This window comes from Arenibacter aquaticus (assembly GCF_003957295.1).
Lineage (GTDB): Bacteria > Bacteroidota > Bacteroidia > Flavobacteriales > Flavobacteriaceae > Arenibacter > Arenibacter aquaticus.
On sequence record NZ_RQPJ01000002.1, the window covers coordinates 227,027 to 244,219 of the forward strand.

Sequence of the window (17,193 nt, forward strand, 5' to 3'; positions counted from 1 at the left end):
ATCTTAGTACCATATGGACGTAGCACGCTAACCACAATGCTAATTAACCTTTGCCATCCTTGTTTATAGATGAACGAACCGACACGACAGGAATTAGAGAATGAAATTGCCAAGCTGAAGGAACAAAACGAAAAACTGCGCGCGCATATAGCAACACAAAACCAAGAAGAAATAAAAGACTTGGCTTATCCGGAAAGTGAAGAATTAGAGCATTATACCCACACCGTTCTCAACAACATGGGCGACGCTGTATTTCTAAAGGATGACCAAAGTAGGTTATTGTTCGTCAACGATGCTTTTTGTGAAATGTTCAATCTGCCCAAAACTGAAGTTCTTGGTAAAACCTTAGCAGAAAAAGTTCCAATTGAAGAACGTGAAAGTTTTTTAAGTATAGACAAAAAGGTATTGGAAGATGGTATTGAAAATACCAATGAAGAAACCTTAACGTTAAACGGAGAAAATTCGCGAAATATATCTACTCGAAAATCACGCTATATAGACCAAAAAGGCAATAAGTTCCTTGTTGGCGTAATCCGTGATATTACCGACCAGAAAAGATCGGAATTGATACTAAAGGAAAATGAATCCCGATTAAGAGAGCTCAACGCTACAAAAGATAAACTATTCTCTATTATTGCCCACGACCTAAGGAGTCCGTTCAACAATATAATTTTGTTAAGCGAACTATTGACCAAAGAGGCAAAAATACGGGAAATCCCTAAATCCGAGCAATTCCTAAACCTTATACATACAACTGCCCAAAACACTATTGTTTTATTGGACAATTTATTTAACTGGGCAAAATCCCAAAATGGAGAGTTAAAATTTAAATCCGAGAAAACTAATATAGCCACTGTTATAAGCGAGGTATTGGAACTATCAAGCGCCATAGCAAAAACCAAAAATATAACCCTTAAGCCAACCAACCTTGAAGAGGTGGAAATTTATTCGGACGAGAAAATAATTAAAACTGTCCTACGCAATCTCATTTCCAACGCCATAAAATATTCAAATCCTGGCGACGATATTACCGTTTTCGCCGTTTCAAATAAAGACCATGTAAAAATTACCGTTTCCGACAATGGGGTTGGGATAGACGAGACAACACGGAAAAAACTTTTCCGAATATCTACCAATGTATCATCCCCTGGGACGGCAAAAGAAAAAGGCTCTGGATTTGGCTTAATTCTTTGCAAGGAATTTGTAGAAAAACTAGGTGGTAACATATGGGTAGAAAGCGAAAAAGGCAAGGGCAGTGATTTCATATTCACCTTGCCTTTCGAAAACAAATCCTAAGCATTTTCTAACCCATTCCAAGCACTATATTGGCTCTCTTAGAGCAACAACCAAACTATTGTTGTCAGGGCGCAGCAACTTATTTGAAGGTTTTACGATGACCATAAATTGCTTTAACAGCACCTTTCCCTTCCCCCGCTTACATGGTAATAAGGCCTATATATTTACTCGCTATGGACTGCGGATTTACTAGTATCCAATTTCCAAGCCCTAAAAAACCCCTAAGCGCTTTGGTTCCTCCTAAATTAAAACCTTAAGTAATTACAAAACACCTAAGAACGCTACTTACAGTAGAGATAATAGTCAAGAAAAAAATTACTCCATTAATCGTACTGACACAAATAAGCGGTTTGGCCCACAGATTTCACCTTAAATGAAGTATTGGCCCCCACTTTAAAAAACGCACCCGTTTTATAAGATTTCCATTCCGTTTCACCTGGTAATAATGCTATGAGTTCACCCTCAACCACGTTCATGGTCTCTTTGGCAGAGGTATTAAATTCATATTCCCCAGGCTCCATTACCCCAATGGTAGATTTTCCGGTTGCTGAGATGTAACCTAGCGATTTTACCGTTCCATCAAAATATTCGTTACTAGAAATCATAGTGTAGTCTTTTTTAGATAGGCCGCAAATATATAGAAAGGATGTCTTGTCTGGTCATGGGCCCCATATTTTATATCCAAAAAATATTTCAATATTCCATACCCTTATGATCCAAACAGCTTTTAATAAAATACCACCTTTAACTTCTTATAAGCTATTATACCCATAAACCTTATGCACTAATATTTATTCTTTTAAAAAATAATGAAAAGACATTTTCTCTTTTTAAGCTCCAATTTTTATGGTAAAGCATATGTCATTAACACTCTCTACATTCTGGTTTAAACATTTGCTTTTCACTATATACATTCGTACTTTGTTAAATTAAATACTCCCTCCTACCTGTTAAAAGATCCCCCTAAGAATAGGTTTGATTATAGCTTGGCGTGCCATTTTTTTCCTGAAATGCCTGCTAAATCTTAACAGTATGTACATAAAAAAAACAAAACTATGAAAGCACTTCAACCCATCTTTAAAAGCCACGGAAATGAGTTTAAGATATTCATTATCACAGCCTTCATACTGCACAGTTGCGGACCGGACAAAAAACCCAAATCGGAAGAGAAATTAGTTGTCAAAAAGGACAACATTGTCCAAATCACAACAACTGCAATGGACTTTATAAGCCCCGATACCATTCCCTATGGTTGGAATACATTTAATTATCAAAATAAATCTTCTGAAACACATTTCTTTTTACTGGACAAATACCCCGAAGGCAAGACGATCCAAGACACAAAAAATGAGGTCTTTCCTCCCTTTGACAAGGGAATGAATTTAATTAATGAAGGAAAAACGGAAGCGGGTTATGCAGAATTCAACAATCTTCCTGCCTGGTTTTTTGAAGTAGTCTTTTCAGGGGGATCTGGCCTGGTCTCCCCAAAGAAGAACAGTACTACCACTGTTAAATTGGAACCTGGATACTACATTATGGAATGTTACGTAAAAATGCCCAATGGAAAATTTCATTCCTCGATGGGCATGGCCAAACCAATCATAGTATCCAACCAAAAAAGTAGCACTTCACCTCCTAACGCCACTACAAAAATTACCATTTCCAGTAGTGAAGGTATTAACTATAATGGCCCAATTAACAAAGGCCAACAAGTATTTTCCGTAGAATTTAAAGACCAAATTACACATGAAAATTTTGTAGGGCATGATGTAAATTTGGTTAAATTAGCGGACACCACCAACCTTGAGGCTCTTGAACAATGGATGAATTGGGCAGATCCAAAAGGACTTATCACCCCAGCGCCGGAAGGAGTTACTTTTTTGGGAGGCGTTAATGACTGTCCAACTGGCAGCACTGGCTATTTTACAGTGAATCTGGAACCGGGCAATTACGCCTTTATCTCGGAAGTCCCCAATACAGTGCAAAAAGGCATGTTAAAAACATTTTCGGTTCAAGAATAAAACTACCTATTTGTTTTTATGAAAACATTACTATGGCTTCCCCTGCTTTTATTAAGCATACAATCTGTTGCACAAACCAAGGTTATACTTGATACGGATATTGACTCGGATGTAGATGATGTACAGGCCTTGACCATGCTACATGCCTACGCAAAACAAGGCATTATAGACCTAATTGGGGTAATTGTTACCAGTTCGGATAGTTTCTCTTATAAATGTGCCAATGCCATTAACACCTTTTACGACTCAGCGGAAATACCTATCGGTTTTTTGAAACAACAAAAGAATCTTAGTAATTTTTCCAAATACACTAGGCAGATCAGTGCCGAATTTCCACATGCGATCAAGACCATTGATGAAACTACCGAGGCTGCTGTGCTATATCGAAAACTCCTATCCCAGAGTGAAGATAATAGTGTTATCATAGTAACAATTGGACATTTAAGCAGTCTTCAAAATTTGTTGAAATCTGAAGCGGACAGTATATCGCCCCTCAGCGGAAAGCAACTGGTGAACAAAAAAGTAAAAAAATGGCTCTGTATGGGAGGTACCTATCCAAAAGGTCTGGAAGCCAACTTTTATCGTCCAGATCCAGTCTCCACAGTATATTGCCTTGATAATTGGGAAAAGGAAGTTATTTTTTGCGGTTGGGAATTGGGAAATAAAATTATTACCGGGGGAGATTACTTAAAGTCAGCATTACAATCCAACAACCCGGTTTACCGCAGTTATGAGCTATACAATAATTTTAAGGGAAGACCGGCATGGGATCAGGCTGCCGTACTGCTTTTGGACCCCAATACTACTTCTAAATTTTTCAATATCAATACCAATGGCTATGTTTCTGTACAACAAGATGGCAGTAATAAATGGCATTGGAAAAAGAGCAAAAAAGGTAAAAAACACGCCTTTATATCCATTAAGGAAAATGTTGATCCGGAGACCGTTGCCAAAACTATGGACGATCTTATTCTGCAACTAGAGTCCAATTAAAAAAAACCTCTTCAATAAAAGCTAATGACAAGCATATCAATTAGGTGGAATTTAAGACAAAGATCCTTTAAAACATTAAACAGTTTTACACCAATTGTTTTGATTGGGACTTTACAGGTTACGGTCCTACTTATACCGCTATTTCCAATAGTGAATTGGGCGGAGGTTTTTAAAAGACCGAAGACACCATTATAAATGGCACCTTGATAATTTTACATCACAGTCAGCTGGATGCAATAAAAAACAAAATTATGGAAGCGGAAGGAAAAATCACCAAAGATATTTTTTCCTTCCCAAGGGGGCCTAGGTTCCATTTTACAGATCCTTCCGGGAACGAGCTTGCTGTTTGGTAAGACCAGTAGTAATCTATCATCATAATTCTTACTCTATCCCATTCCAATCTAGGGATTCTTTACAGATATCGCTTACCAATCTTGCTAATCCCCCAAAGTTTTCGCATATTTAAGTATGGGATTCTTCATTGGAAAACCATACCATTCATTATTATACCAAATAAAACCCGCTCAGCAGTAAATATGGATGCAGGAGGCATTAAAATATCGCGTATAACCAACAAAACCACTTCTAATGCAAGGGATGGTTATTATGCCGTTTTTTGGATCCATAACGGAGTAAAATCACTTGAAATTGACAAAGTTCCCTACAAAAACGTGTCAAATTCAATTTTTTTTCTGCATCCAAGTATCGATTGGAAATTAATAAAGGACAATACAACCTCATCCTCGGGGTATATTTTGTATTTGTCCCAGGACATCTTGGACAATCCATTGTTGAGCAAACTTCACATTAATGAAATTAGGCTTTTTGCGTCGGATGCCATCCCCAAAATAAACCTTTCCCCTGGGATTGAAAAAAGGATTCAGTCTATTTTGGAAATGTTGGACGAGCTGATAGGGTCTGAACTTAACCATAAGGACGATGCCATTATCTCCTTATTGAACACCATTTTTGTCTACTGTGATGGACAGTGCAATATCAAATCGGTCATATCGGAAAATAACGCAAAAAAGACACTCGTCTATAAATTTAAAAAACTGGTAGACCAGCGCTTTGCCGTAAACCACAAGGTTAGCGACTATGCAGAAATGCTTAATGTCTCGGACAATTATTTAAATGAATGCATAAAAGAAACCATTGGTGTTAACGCAAAGGCCGTTATTACCGAAAAGCGCATAATGAGCTCCCGTCACGAATTAAAATTTACGGACAAAACCATAAAGGAAATTTGTTATGAGCTTGGCTTTTCCTCCCCGGATTACTTCAGCTATTTTTTTAAAAAGCACACCGGAATTACCCCATCCATGCTCAGAGAAAACTAAAAGCTGTAAAATCTAAGGATATACCCAGTTTTTCACATTCCCATTCTTTAGGTATTAGCCTAATTTGCTAATTCTAAAAACAATATTATGGACAGGAAAAAATTTATAAGAGCTTCTGGAATAGGTTTGGGCATAATGATGATGCCTGGCATGGTACAATGTCAGTCGGCCGCCGCCAATGATTATTCCTTAAAAACAGAACCCAAGATTATCAAGGACGAGGAAGGAAATGTTTTAAATGTAATTGGGGATATACAAACCCATAAACTAGTGGGTAGCGAAACGGGAAACCAAATAGTGGAATGGGTAGATAATGTAGAGCCTGGAGTGGGCATACCTCCACATATTCACACCCGTGAAGATGAAATATTTAGGGTCATTAAGGGACAAGTAGAAATAATGATAGATGGAGAAACCACGGTCTTAAATGAGGGCGATGTGGCATTTGCTCCCAAAAACATCCCACATTCTTGGAAGGTAGTTGGAACCGAAAAGGCCAAAATGATCACCTCCGCTTTCCCCGCTGGGATAGAATTTATGTTTCAAGAACTGGCCGAACTGCCAGAGGGCCCTCCAGATTTTGAAAAAGTAGCAGCAATATGTGCAAAGCAAGGTATTAGCTTTGTGTAGATTTCATCAATACATTTAATATAAAGCCTTCCCATTTTCAGGGAAGGCTTTTTTGTTCAGTATTTTAATGTCCTATAGCTAAAACTATATTTGGGAAATGAATTAGGATGGCCTTATCTTTATAATTATTGGAACAGATAAAGCGGTCATTAACAACACCCTTTGTTATACAAAAAATATTGCATGGGATTTTATCAATTTAAAAGAAAACAGGAAATCAATGCCACTTTGGAACAGGTATGGGAGTTTATTGCCAACCCCGCCAATCTAAAAAAAATAACCCCAGATTATATGGGTTTTGATATTACCTCCAAAGACATACCCTCCAAAATGTATCCTGGCATGATCATTAGCTACAAGGTCTCTCCCTTGCTGGGCATTAAAACCACCTGGGTAACAGAAATTACACACCTAAAGGAAAATAGCTATTTTGTGGATGAGCAAAGGGTTGGTCCCTATAAAATTTGGCACCATCAGCATATAATAGAATCCACCCCAAACGGAACCTTAATGACAGACATAGTTAGCTACCAGCCTCCACTGGGCGTTTTGGGAAGTATAGCCAATAACCTGATTATAAAAGGAAAACTCAACGAGATATTTAATTATAGAACCAAAGCTTTAAAGAAAATATTCTGATGCCAACAAATAAATACACGCAAAAAGCCTTTATGATAAATAGCTCTTCTTTTTAGTTTTACATTAGTTTAACGCTACTATATGAACAAAAAGTCTATCATAAAAATTAAAGGAGGGAAAGTAGGAATGATCGGCTATGGAATGCTAACCTCTTTGGAGAGTATTCAAGATATTCTTAATAGTCCATACCATGGTGCCATATATCAGGTACATTTGGAAGGCTTCCAAAGAGCCTGGAATTTCGCATGTCCCAACAACGACCCTATACTACAAGATGACTACTTGGAGTATGAGTCGTTCTTTATTAAAAACAACCAACACATACCCTTTGAGAAAACTATCTTTTTAAACATTATAGAAAATAAGGCGGTACAACTAAACTGCAGCCTATTTTTTGTAAGTCCTCAGGAATTGGCAGTATTTGATGATTTTGAGCTAGGGTATAAAAGGATAGATGTCACCCATCAAATTTCAGAATACCAATTTGAAAATGGAAAGGTTTATGCCTATAAGGCTTTACCGACGTATGAGCTTAACGCCTTAGCGGATATCGATAAATGCATCATCGATCAAAATTATTTGGATTTAGTACATTCCTCCTATGATGCACTTGGGATTGAATCCCGAAAAGAATTTGACCATACCACCGTACCTCCAAATCCTAAATTAGTGGCTCCTGTTGTTCATAGGAAGATCAGGAGATAAATAAATTTTTTGTTTTGAAAAATGAATATGCAGGGCAGGAAAACTTGACCCCATGCATCTGATTGTAACTATAACAAACTCCTATTACTTGAGTACATCTTTCCCAAGCCATAATGTCACTGTTTTCCTTAAATGCAACATATATACGGTGTAGCTACATTGCTATAAGAATGAAATACAGCTCCTTTACGCTACTTGTTTTTTATCTATAATTTTCTACCATCCAAAAGATTGATGATTCGCGAACCAAAGGTTGCATTTTTTTCTGAATGGGTTACCTGAATTATGGTAACACCATCTTCATTTAATTGCTTAAAAAGTTCCATGATCTCTTCCCCTTGTTTAGAGTTTAAATTCCCTGTTGGTTCATCGGCCAAAATAAGTTTTGGAGAAGAAATTAATGCCCTTGCAACACCTACCAATTGTTGTTGTCCGCCGCTTAACTGTGTAGGAAACAAATCTTTCTTTCCTACTAAATTAAATCGGTCCAAGGTATCGGCCACTAAGGATTTCCGTTCCGAGTTGCGCACTTTTTTATAAAGCAGGGGCATTTCCAGATTTTCCTGAACGGTAAGATCGTCCAGCAAGTGGTAGGATTGAAAAACAAAGCCTATATATTGTTTGTACAAATTGGCACGGTGTTTTTCTTTTAGGGTATGAACAGGCTCATCCATAAAACAGTATTTCCCCTCATCAAAATTGTCCAACATGCCAATGACATTGAGCAAGGTAGATTTCCCCGAACCGGAGGGTCCCATAACCGAAATAAACTCTCCTTCCTCCACGGTAAGATTTATATCCTTTAACAGGAAGACACGTTGCCCACCTGAGTTTACCCATTTAAAAATGTTGTTTAATTGTAGCAGCATATTGTAATTTATTTAGTTGATGTCACCCCCCCTTACTCCTGATCTGTAATATTCACTCTGTACGCAAACTTTTAACAGGGTTCGAATTCGCCGCTTTAATGGCTTGAAAACTTACGGTAATAACAGTTACCATCATGGCACCGAAAACGGCCAAGGCGAAAATCCACCATTCAAGAAGCATGTGATAAGGGTAATCCTGCAACCAACCGTTCATTACATAATAGGCAATAGGTATTGCTATAAAACAAGAGATGATGACCAGTTTAAGGAAATCCTTTGACAGCATACCCCAAACGTTGAACACGGTTGCCCCCAACACTTTCCGTACCCCAATTTCTTTGGTGCGCTGCTCTGCAACAAAGGAGGTTAGCCCAAATAAACCTAGACAACTGATTAATATGGCCAGAGCAGTAAAAATTCCGGATAGTGTGCCAATCCGTTCCTCTGAGGCAAATTTTGCCCCGTATTCGCTATCCACGAAATCATACTCAAAAGGAAGATCTGGAAAGTGTTCTTTGAATACCCCTTCTATGATGGCAATATTCTGACTGGCACTTTGATTAGGATTCAATCGTAAATTATAGAAACTGGAATTACCATGTTTGTCAAAAACATAAATCCCTTGTTTAACTGGTTCATAAGGTGATTGTGTGATCATATCTTCCACTACCCCAATAATTTTCAGTGGAGGTTCTCCCCCATCATCATTGTCATCCCTTAAAAACTTACCAACAGGATCCTTGATACCCATATATTTTACGGCAGTCCGATTTAACAAAACGGCGTTGGAATCGGAAGCGAACTCTCTGGAAAAATCACGGCCTTCTACAATTTTCATCCCCAAAGACTTGGCGTATTCCGGAGTTACATCGGTCCATGCCAAATCTTCCTGAAAACCTTCGGGCTTGCCTTCCCAATCAAATCCACTACGATTGGACCAGATCTCAGTGGTTGGGCTACTGGAAGCCGACATTTCAATTACAGCGTTCGTGCTTAGAAACTCACTGCGCATTAAATCATATTTACCTTCAAAATCTTGACTGAAAGTAGGTATTTGAATCAATCCCTCCTTATTATACCCAATAGGACGGTTTTTAGCATGATTGATCTGTTGCATAACGATTATGGTACCTATTATGAAAGCCACTGAAACCGTAAATTGTAGTACCACCAATATTTTTCTTGGCAATCCGGCATACTTCCCAGCTTTAAATGTTCCCTTTAAAACATCAACAGGTTTGAAAGAGGATAAATACAATGCAGGATAACTACCCGATACCAAGGCAGTAAACACTATAAAGACCAGCGAGCTCAACCAAAAAATGCCATTTTCCCATGGAAAGGAAATCTCCTTTTTGGAAAGGTCATTAAATCCGTTTAAGCACAGCAGTACAATTACTATGGCCACTACAAAAGCAAATAGGACCACTATAAAAGATTCACTCAAAAATTGATTGATCAATTGATTTCTTCGTGAACCTATGGATTTTCTTATCCCAACTTCTTTCGCCCTTTTTTCCGATCTTGCCGTGCTCAGGTTCATAAAATTAATACAGGCCAAAAGCAATACGAACACCCCAATTATTCCGAAGAGCCATACATATTTTATTCTCCCTCCAGACTGCTTTCCGTTTTCGAAATTACCACGTAGGTACCAATCTTTCATAGGGAAGAGAAATATTTGTGGGTTGTACTCAGCCGTATCTTCATTCAGGTTTTTCTTCACATTTAATATGGCCTTGGTAACCCTATCCATGGTGGTATTGTTGGTAATCTCAACGAACATCTGAAATGAGTTGTTTCCCCATTGATCCTCAGCATTTTTCATCCATTCTTGGGTCGCGATCATTTTGTCCCAAGACATTAGGAACTCTGCATCGTGAAAAGAGTTATTAAATGGAATATCCTCATATACCGCAGTCACCATTACATCATATTGATTGTTAACCTGTAAGGTCTTGCCAATGGGTTCCTCGGCTCCAAAAAGTGCATGGGCGACCGATTCGGACAGCATTACTGAGTTTAGCTCCCGCAAGCCGTCTTTCTCCCCTTTCAGTATCTTTAAATTCAACATTTCCGGAGCCTCCCGCTGCATGAAGTTACCTGTTTGGGAAATGCTTTTGCCCTTGTACTTTAAGTATCTAGATATGTTCCATGATGACATGACCAGATGTTTGAAGTTATCTGCATAACCATCTCTTAAAGCCTTTTCTAAGGGTCTAGGGATAGCTGGACCTGTACTCGTATTTCCATTAAAAGTCTGTGATTGAAAAACCTGGGCAATCTTCTCCTTTTTGGAAAAATAATTGTTGTGAGACAGCTCGTCCTGGATCCATAGACCTATGATAAGGGTTACGGCCATACCCATGGCCAGTCCACCTACATTTATGGCAGTATATCCCTTATTGTTCCACAGGTTCCTCCAGGCGATTTTTAGATAATTCTTAAACATGTTGTTCAATATTTGATTTGATTGATGATATGCGTTTCATTTCCTATCTATTCACAGTTCCCAAAAACTGCCAATTGTTCCGTGTTTATTACTAGTTGATATATTGCTATATGCTTACTTTTTAATTCCCACTGCCCTCAACTCATTGTTAATGGCTAATTGTTTACTGCCAATTGTACACTGTTTACTGTCTCACTCTGTTCGCAAACTTTTCACTGGGTTCACTATCGCAGCTTTTATACTCTGATAGCTAACCGTAAGTATTGCTATGGTTAGTGCAATTAATGCTGCCGTGGCCAACACCCACCAACTAATTTCCATCCGATATGTAAAATCCTCTAGCCACCTGTTCATTAGGTACCATCCTATGGGTAGGGCAACAGCAATGGCGATACCTACCATTTTTAAAAAGTCGGTAGTTAGACGATAGGTTATTTGGCCAACACTTGCCCCCAATACTTTTCGAATGCCAATCTCCTTGGTACGCTTTTGGGCATTAAAGGCTGCTAGGCCAAACAGCCCCAGGCATGCTATTAAAATAGACAGTAAAGTAAATGTCATAAAAATGCTCCCTAATTGCTGTTCAGCCTTATAGGTAGTGTTAAAGGAGTCTTCCATAAATCGATAGCTAAATGGTTGCCCCGGAGCCACTTTGCTCCAAATCCCTTCAATACTTGTAATAGCGTTCATAAAATCACCTGCTTCAAGTTTCACCGCTAAAGCACCCGTAGACCTACCCAAGGTCATGCTCAAGGCGCCAATATTTTCCCGAAGCGATTCATAATTAAAATTTTTGACGACACCGATAATCGTGAAATAATTAGAAGTACCATTTTCGAAATTGCGGATAATTCGCATCCCCAAAGCCTCTTCGGGCTGCACGCCCAAAATGGCAGCGGCCGATTCGTTGATCAACATAGCGGTGGAGTCTGTAGCAAACTGTGAGTCAAAATTCCTTCCCTCTATGATCTCCATGTTTAAAGTGGGGATGTAATTATGATCAATATTCCATATCTGCATGTTGATGGAGTTTTCTGCCGTTGCACCACCTTCTTTAAAAAAGGAAGTGTTACTTCGGCTAGATGGAGTAGGTAAAAAACTGCTCAATGTGGCATTTTCTACTTGGCCCAGTTTTGCAACTTCTTCCTTAAAAGCAGTAGTTTTTTCTCCCAAAGTATATACATCTTCAACTATCAAAACCTGATCTTTTGTAAAACCCAAATCCTTACTTTGAATAAACTTCAATTGCATAAAGACCACCAAAGTACTTACAATTAAGAACACTGAAATAGCAAATTGGAATACAACTAGGAAACTTCTAATATTACCGCCACCAGTACTAGTTGAGCCAGCCCCCTTAAGCACTTTAACGGGTACAAAACGGGACATGAAAAAAGCAGGATACATCCCTGATAAAAAAGCCAAAACTGCAGCTCCAAATAATAAAGCCGTCCAAAAAAATGGATCGGTAAATGGAATTGAAATTGACTTGCCGGATAGCGCATTAAAGTAAGGTGTTGCCAATGCTGCTAAACCCAAGGCAAACAATAGGGAGATAAAGGAAATTAAACCTGATTCCGTTAAAAATTGTCTTATCAAGGCAGATTTGTCCGACCCCAAAGTCTTACGAATACCCACTTCTTTTGCCCTTTTAAGGGATTGTGCCGTTGATAGGTTCATAAAATTAACGCTGGCCAATATGATTAGGAACAAGCCTATAAAAGATAAAATGTAGACATTTTGAATACTGCTATTTTGACTGAGTTCGTAATCCCTGTCAGAATAGAGGTGTATATCTTTCAGGGGCGTGGTGCTAAAATTCAGATAATTACCAGAGGCTACCAATTGCTCTTCTGTAGCACCGGGCAAGAAAGTCTGTACATAAGGCATTATATATGTACCAAGCATAGACTGTAATGGCTCCTGAAAATCTGCAATGTCGGATTCGGGGTTCAGTTTAATAAAAGTAAAGAAATTATGACTTGTCCATTCTTGATTTTTTGCCTCTTCACTCCCGGCCATCGACATAAAAACATTGTGATTTCTAAGGAATGACCGTTTTGACATATCCTCTATTACTCCTGTTACGGTATAGGTATCGGTATTGTTCAACAATAACTTTTGACCTAACGCGTCTTTTAATCCAAAATGTTTTAGTGCGGCTGTTCTGGTCAGTACTAAGGTATTGGGTTCTTTTAGGGCAGTTCTTACATCCCCTTCCAAAAGATCCAGCCCGAACATCTCAAAGAAGGTAGCATCCACAAAGGTGGAACCTTGTTCTTTTACGTTTGCTTCCGCATTACTCTTTCTAAGAAGCATACTGCCTAAATCCCTAAATCTTGTGGTTAGTTCCACCTGTGAAAAATCGCGTTCCATGGCGGCAGCCATAGGTGCTGAAACTTCTGCGGATTTACTCTCGGTACCTCCAAATTTAATATCGGCATCAATTCTATAAATACGTTCTGCATCCTTAAACATCGTATCAAAATTCACCTCATCATAGATGTACAACGAAATAAGCAAACCACCGGCCATACCAATGGCCAGACCGATAGTATTCAGGAAGGTAAAAAAAGGTTGCCTTTTGAGACTTCTCCAAGCTATTTTGACGTGATTTTTAAACATGATTAGTGTTTTTTTGGCACTGAAAATTATTCAGTACTTATTTATATTGATGAATAAACTCCTTCCGCCAATTAACCTGCAAGGTTTCCTAAACTTGGTGCGCCTGACCCCCGCCCTAACCGGCAAGGTTTCCAAAACCTTATAGGTTTTCATCAACAGGCAACATTCCTTCCCGTCCAGACCCAAGACCTACAAGGAGGTCCACCGAAATGGCGGACAACACCTTGCAGGTCTATCTCATGCCCCCCACTGCCCTATTATGGCTTTCGGTGGCAATTTGTCCATCAAAAAGGTTTACCACACGGTGTGCATAGTGCGAATCCCTGTCCGAGTGCGTGACCATTACAATGGTAGTTCCCTCTTGGTTCAACTCTGTCAACAGTTTCATTACCTCTATCCCATTTTTGGAATCCAGATTTCCGGTGGGCTCATCTGCTAAAATCAATTTTGGATTGGTAACAACGGCCCTCGAAATAGCGACTCGCTGTTGCTGCCCCCCTGAAAGTTGCTGGGGAAAATGTTTCTCCCGGTGCGCTATCTTCATCCGTTCCAATACGGCCATTACCTTTTGCTTGCGCTCACTCTTGTTCATTTTAAGATAGATCAACGGTAATTCTACATTTTCATAGACCGTGAGTTCGTCTATCAGATTAAAACTTTGAAAGACAAAGCCCAAATTGCCCTTGCGCAATTGGGTACGCTGATTCTCCTTTAAATGTCCCACCTCATGGCCTGCAAATTGGTAACTCCCCGAGCTTGGGTTGTCCAGCATACCTATTATGTTCAACAAGGTAGATTTCCCGCAGCCAGAAGGTCCCATAATGGCAACAAATTCCCCATCTTGAACTTTGAGGCTAACATTGTTCAGTGCCAAAGTTTCTACCTCTTCGGTCCTAAAGCTTTTTTTAAGATTCTGTATTTGTATCATTCTAAAAGGATTATGCGTTATATAGTTGACGTCCTTAACGGCCCATTTGTGACAGTTTCGGCTAAGTATTTTTTAAATTTATTTTAAAATTATACGATCGGCCTCACCAAAATGGTCATAATTGGAGGTAATAATTTTTTCCCCATTTTCCAGTCCCTCCAATACTTCGTAGTATCTGGAGTTTTGTTTTCCAATCCTTATATTTCGTTTTAAGGCCTGATTGCTGTCCGGATCCACAACAAAAATCCATTGTCCCCCGGTGCTTTGAAAAAAGCTCCCCTTGGGCAATAGTAAGGCATCACTGGATTCACCCAATTGTAGTTTTATATTATAGCTTTGACCCGCACGAATATTTTTGGGCTTATTCCCTGTAAAAACCAAATCTACCTTAAACTTGCCATTTCGCACTTCGGGATATACCTTTCGTAACCTCAGGGTATACTCTGTTCCATTCCGTTCAAAAGTGGCATTTAAGTCGCGCTTCACTCGATCTATATAATGCTCATCTATATCCGCCTCTACCTTATAGTCTGTAAGCACATTGACCTGCCCAATACGTTCACCTTGGCCTATATTCTGCCCTATTTCGGCATCCAAAAAACCCAATTGTCCATTTGCAGGCGCCCTTACGTTTAAATGGTCCAGACGTTCGTATACCATGGTCAATGTCTTGCGCATACGCTCCAAATCGGTATCCAAACCTGCCAATGAGGTACTGCGCATTTCATCGTCATGTTCGGTCTGCAGTTTAACTATGTCATATTGCTTTTTGGAAAGCTCATAGTTTTCTTTTGAAATTAGATACGCTTCCCTCGATATTAATTCGTCATCGAACAATTCTTGGTTTTGTTCAAAATTTCGCTTCAGTTTGGTGAGTTCGTACTGCGCATTGGCCAATGACTTTCTGCCTTCCACCTGTCTGGAGTCGAAAGTTAGTTTCGTAGACCTAAGATCGTTCTGTTTTAAGGCCAAATTACTTTCACTATTCAAAATTTGTTCGTAAAGGCCTATGTTCTCCAATTTTAGAATGATATCCCCTTGTTTTACCATGGCCCCTTCTTCAATCAATTTTTCAGTAACCCTCCCGCCTTCGTAGGCATCCATATAAATAGTAGCAATAGGCGCCACCGTCCCATTAATGGTGATGTAATCATCGAATTTGCCCTGGATTACCTCCGAAATTGACAATTTGTCTTTTTCAGTCCTAAAGGTACTTCCCCCACTTCCGGTTATCATTTTCCAACCTACAAAGAGCAGTAATATACCAAGAGCTATGTACCCATAGTGTTTTGGTCGAAGTCCTTTCTTTTTTTCTAATTGTATATCCATTTTAATTGATGCTTTTTATGTTAAAAATAGGCAGGCCTTGGTAAAATGACAGCGTATTCTGGTTGATTTGAAGTAGTTGTTTTACCTGTAAATTTTTGTTTTGTGAGGTAGCGAACATGGATTTGGCAAGGTTTAGTTCCATTATAGTTAACAAGCCTTTTTCATATTTCTTTTGTGCCACTCCAAAAGCCTGTTCTTGCGCCAGAATTTGTTTTTCACTTTGAATGAGTTCTACCTGTAGCGCCTTCTCTTCCTGTACCAATTGTTGTATGGCCTTAAATATTTCCTGCTCTTGTATTTCCAAGTTATTCTGCTCCCTTTTCAAAGCAATCTTTTGTTGTTTTATGTTAGATCGGGTAGACCAGGCATTGAAAATTGGAACACTAAGTGAAAAACCAACAAATCTGGAGGCGTTATCCCTTATCTGAGTTTTGAATGGAATAGTAACACCTAGGGTATCCCTGGTAGTTTCATAGTATCCGGTGCCGTAGCCCGTAGTAAAAGAGAGTGAGGGGTAAAGCTTTCCCTTTGCAATGCCTACTTCTTTTTGGGCTGCCTCAATTCTATATTTTTGTGCTTTGAGCAGGGGGACAAAATCCTTTGCCTTTTGGTAGATACTATCAGTGTCATTTTTAGTTTCTATAATGGTATTGGTAGCTACTGGATTTAATTGAATGGTATTGGTGTTTACCAAATTCATTTCCTGTATCAGGCTAAGCTTGGCCGCCTGTAATTGGTTTTCGCTCTGAGTAACACCCAATTGATCCGAAAATAATATGGATTCTGCCTCATATAGATCGGCGCCGGCTTTCAGCCCCAGTTCAATTTGTTTCTTGGCCAATTTAAAGTTCGCTTCCGAGATGGACAATTGCTCCTTGGAGATTGCCAAGAGACCTTCGTAATACTGAATATCATGATAAGCAGTCATGACTCTAAGTGCCAATAAAAAACGCTGTTGTTGTGCCGTTTCTTGGGTTGCCTTAAACACAAGCTTTCTTGCTTTGATCGTATTGATCTTTTGGAATCCTTGAAAAAGATCAATAGAGGCATTAAGGGCATAACCATTGGAGAAAAAATCGGTATCTACTATATCATTGGTATATGGGTCCGTAGATCTACCATATCTAATATTATAATCGGCGAAACCGTTTACCCTTGGAAGCATATCCCTTATGGCCTGATTATAAATCTCCTTCCCAGAATTTTCTTGATATTGATAATCACGCAGTGTAAGATTATGCTCCAAAGCATAAGAGATGCAATTATCCAAGGTCCAGTTCTCTTGTGCTTGGAGATACATGCTGATTAACATCAATAGAAAAAATAATTTTCCTTTCTTAAAACCCATAATACACTTACATTTAAA

The 17,193-nt window shown here is 39.0% G+C and carries 14 protein-coding genes; 7 read left to right on the forward strand and 7 right to left on the reverse strand.

Going from position 1 to position 17,193, the window contains the following annotated elements:
* The first annotated feature begins 69 nt into the window (after positions 1–69).
* Positions 70–1,296 carry a PAS domain-containing sensor histidine kinase gene (locus tag EHW67_RS03910; RefSeq protein WP_126161054.1) on the forward strand — a complete coding sequence of 409 codons (1,227 nt, stop codon included), beginning with the start codon at positions 70–72 and terminating at the stop codon, positions 1,294–1,296.
* A gap of 323 nt (positions 1,297–1,619) precedes the next feature.
* Here the strand turns inward: EHW67_RS03910 and ppnP are convergent, their stop codons facing one another.
* On the reverse strand, positions 1,620–1,901 hold the full coding sequence (gene ppnP, locus EHW67_RS03915; protein ID WP_126161055.1) for a pyrimidine/purine nucleoside phosphorylase: 282 nt from the start codon (positions 1,899–1,901) through the stop codon (positions 1,620–1,622).
* A 450-nt stretch (positions 1,902–2,351) separates the two neighbouring features.
* Between ppnP and EHW67_RS03920 the strand changes: the two genes are divergently transcribed.
* The 6 genes from EHW67_RS03920 (at position 2,352) to EHW67_RS03950 (ending at position 7,624) form a co-directional block, all read left to right on the forward strand.
* The gene (locus EHW67_RS03920; protein WP_126161056.1) at positions 2,352–3,317 is read left to right on the forward strand and encodes a hypothetical protein; all 966 of its coding nucleotides are present in this window, start codon (positions 2,352–2,354) and stop codon (positions 3,315–3,317) included.
* A gap of 18 nt (positions 3,318–3,335) precedes the next feature.
* Positions 3,336–4,310: a nucleoside hydrolase gene (locus tag EHW67_RS03925; protein WP_126161057.1), complete on the forward strand. Its 975-nt coding sequence runs from the start codon at positions 3,336–3,338 to the stop codon at positions 4,308–4,310.
* Between the two features lie 671 nt (positions 4,311–4,981).
* Complete coding sequence (locus EHW67_RS03935; protein ID WP_238389839.1) at positions 4,982–5,650, forward strand: helix-turn-helix domain-containing protein; 669 nt, start codon at positions 4,982–4,984, stop codon at positions 5,648–5,650.
* An 87-nt stretch (positions 5,651–5,737) separates the two neighbouring features.
* The gene (locus EHW67_RS03940; RefSeq protein WP_126161059.1) at positions 5,738–6,280 is read left to right on the forward strand and encodes a cupin domain-containing protein; all 543 of its coding nucleotides are present in this window, start codon (positions 5,738–5,740) and stop codon (positions 6,278–6,280) included.
* Between the two features lie 183 nt (positions 6,281–6,463).
* Positions 6,464–6,919, forward strand: a complete 456-nt coding sequence (locus EHW67_RS03945) for an SRPBCC family protein (protein WP_126161060.1) — start codon at positions 6,464–6,466, stop codon at positions 6,917–6,919.
* 81 nt (positions 6,920–7,000) lie between these two features.
* On the forward strand, positions 7,001–7,624 hold the full coding sequence (locus tag EHW67_RS03950; protein WP_126161061.1) for a hypothetical protein: 624 nt from the start codon (positions 7,001–7,003) through the stop codon (positions 7,622–7,624).
* Positions 7,625–7,830: 206 nt separating this feature from the next.
* Here the strand turns inward: EHW67_RS03950 and EHW67_RS03955 are convergent, their stop codons facing one another.
* The 6 genes from EHW67_RS03955 to EHW67_RS03980 form a co-directional block, all read right to left on the reverse strand.
* Positions 7,831–8,493 (reverse strand): ABC transporter ATP-binding protein, encoded by a 663-nt coding sequence (locus EHW67_RS03955; protein WP_126161062.1) that lies wholly within the window; start codon positions 8,491–8,493, stop codon positions 7,831–7,833.
* A gap of 52 nt (positions 8,494–8,545) precedes the next feature.
* Positions 8,546–10,945, reverse strand: coding sequence for an ABC transporter permease (locus EHW67_RS03960; protein ID WP_126161063.1), 2,400 nt, complete (start codon positions 10,943–10,945; stop codon positions 8,546–8,548).
* A 192-nt stretch (positions 10,946–11,137) separates the two neighbouring features.
* Positions 11,138–13,570 carry an ABC transporter permease gene (locus EHW67_RS03965; protein WP_126161064.1) on the reverse strand — a complete coding sequence of 811 codons (2,433 nt, stop codon included), beginning with the start codon at positions 13,568–13,570 and terminating at the stop codon, positions 11,138–11,140.
* Between the two features lie 232 nt (positions 13,571–13,802).
* Complete coding sequence (locus EHW67_RS03970) at positions 13,803–14,498, reverse strand: ABC transporter ATP-binding protein (RefSeq protein WP_126161065.1); 696 nt, start codon at positions 14,496–14,498, stop codon at positions 13,803–13,805.
* 78 nt (positions 14,499–14,576) lie between these two features.
* Positions 14,577–15,827 (reverse strand): efflux RND transporter periplasmic adaptor subunit, encoded by a 1,251-nt coding sequence (locus EHW67_RS03975; RefSeq protein ID WP_126161066.1) that lies wholly within the window; start codon positions 15,825–15,827, stop codon positions 14,577–14,579.
* A gap of 1 nt (position 15,828) precedes the next feature.
* The gene (locus tag EHW67_RS03980; protein ID WP_126161067.1) at positions 15,829–17,175 is read right to left on the reverse strand and encodes a TolC family protein; all 1,347 of its coding nucleotides are present in this window, start codon (positions 17,173–17,175) and stop codon (positions 15,829–15,831) included.
* Positions 17,176–17,193: the final 18 nt, after the last annotated feature.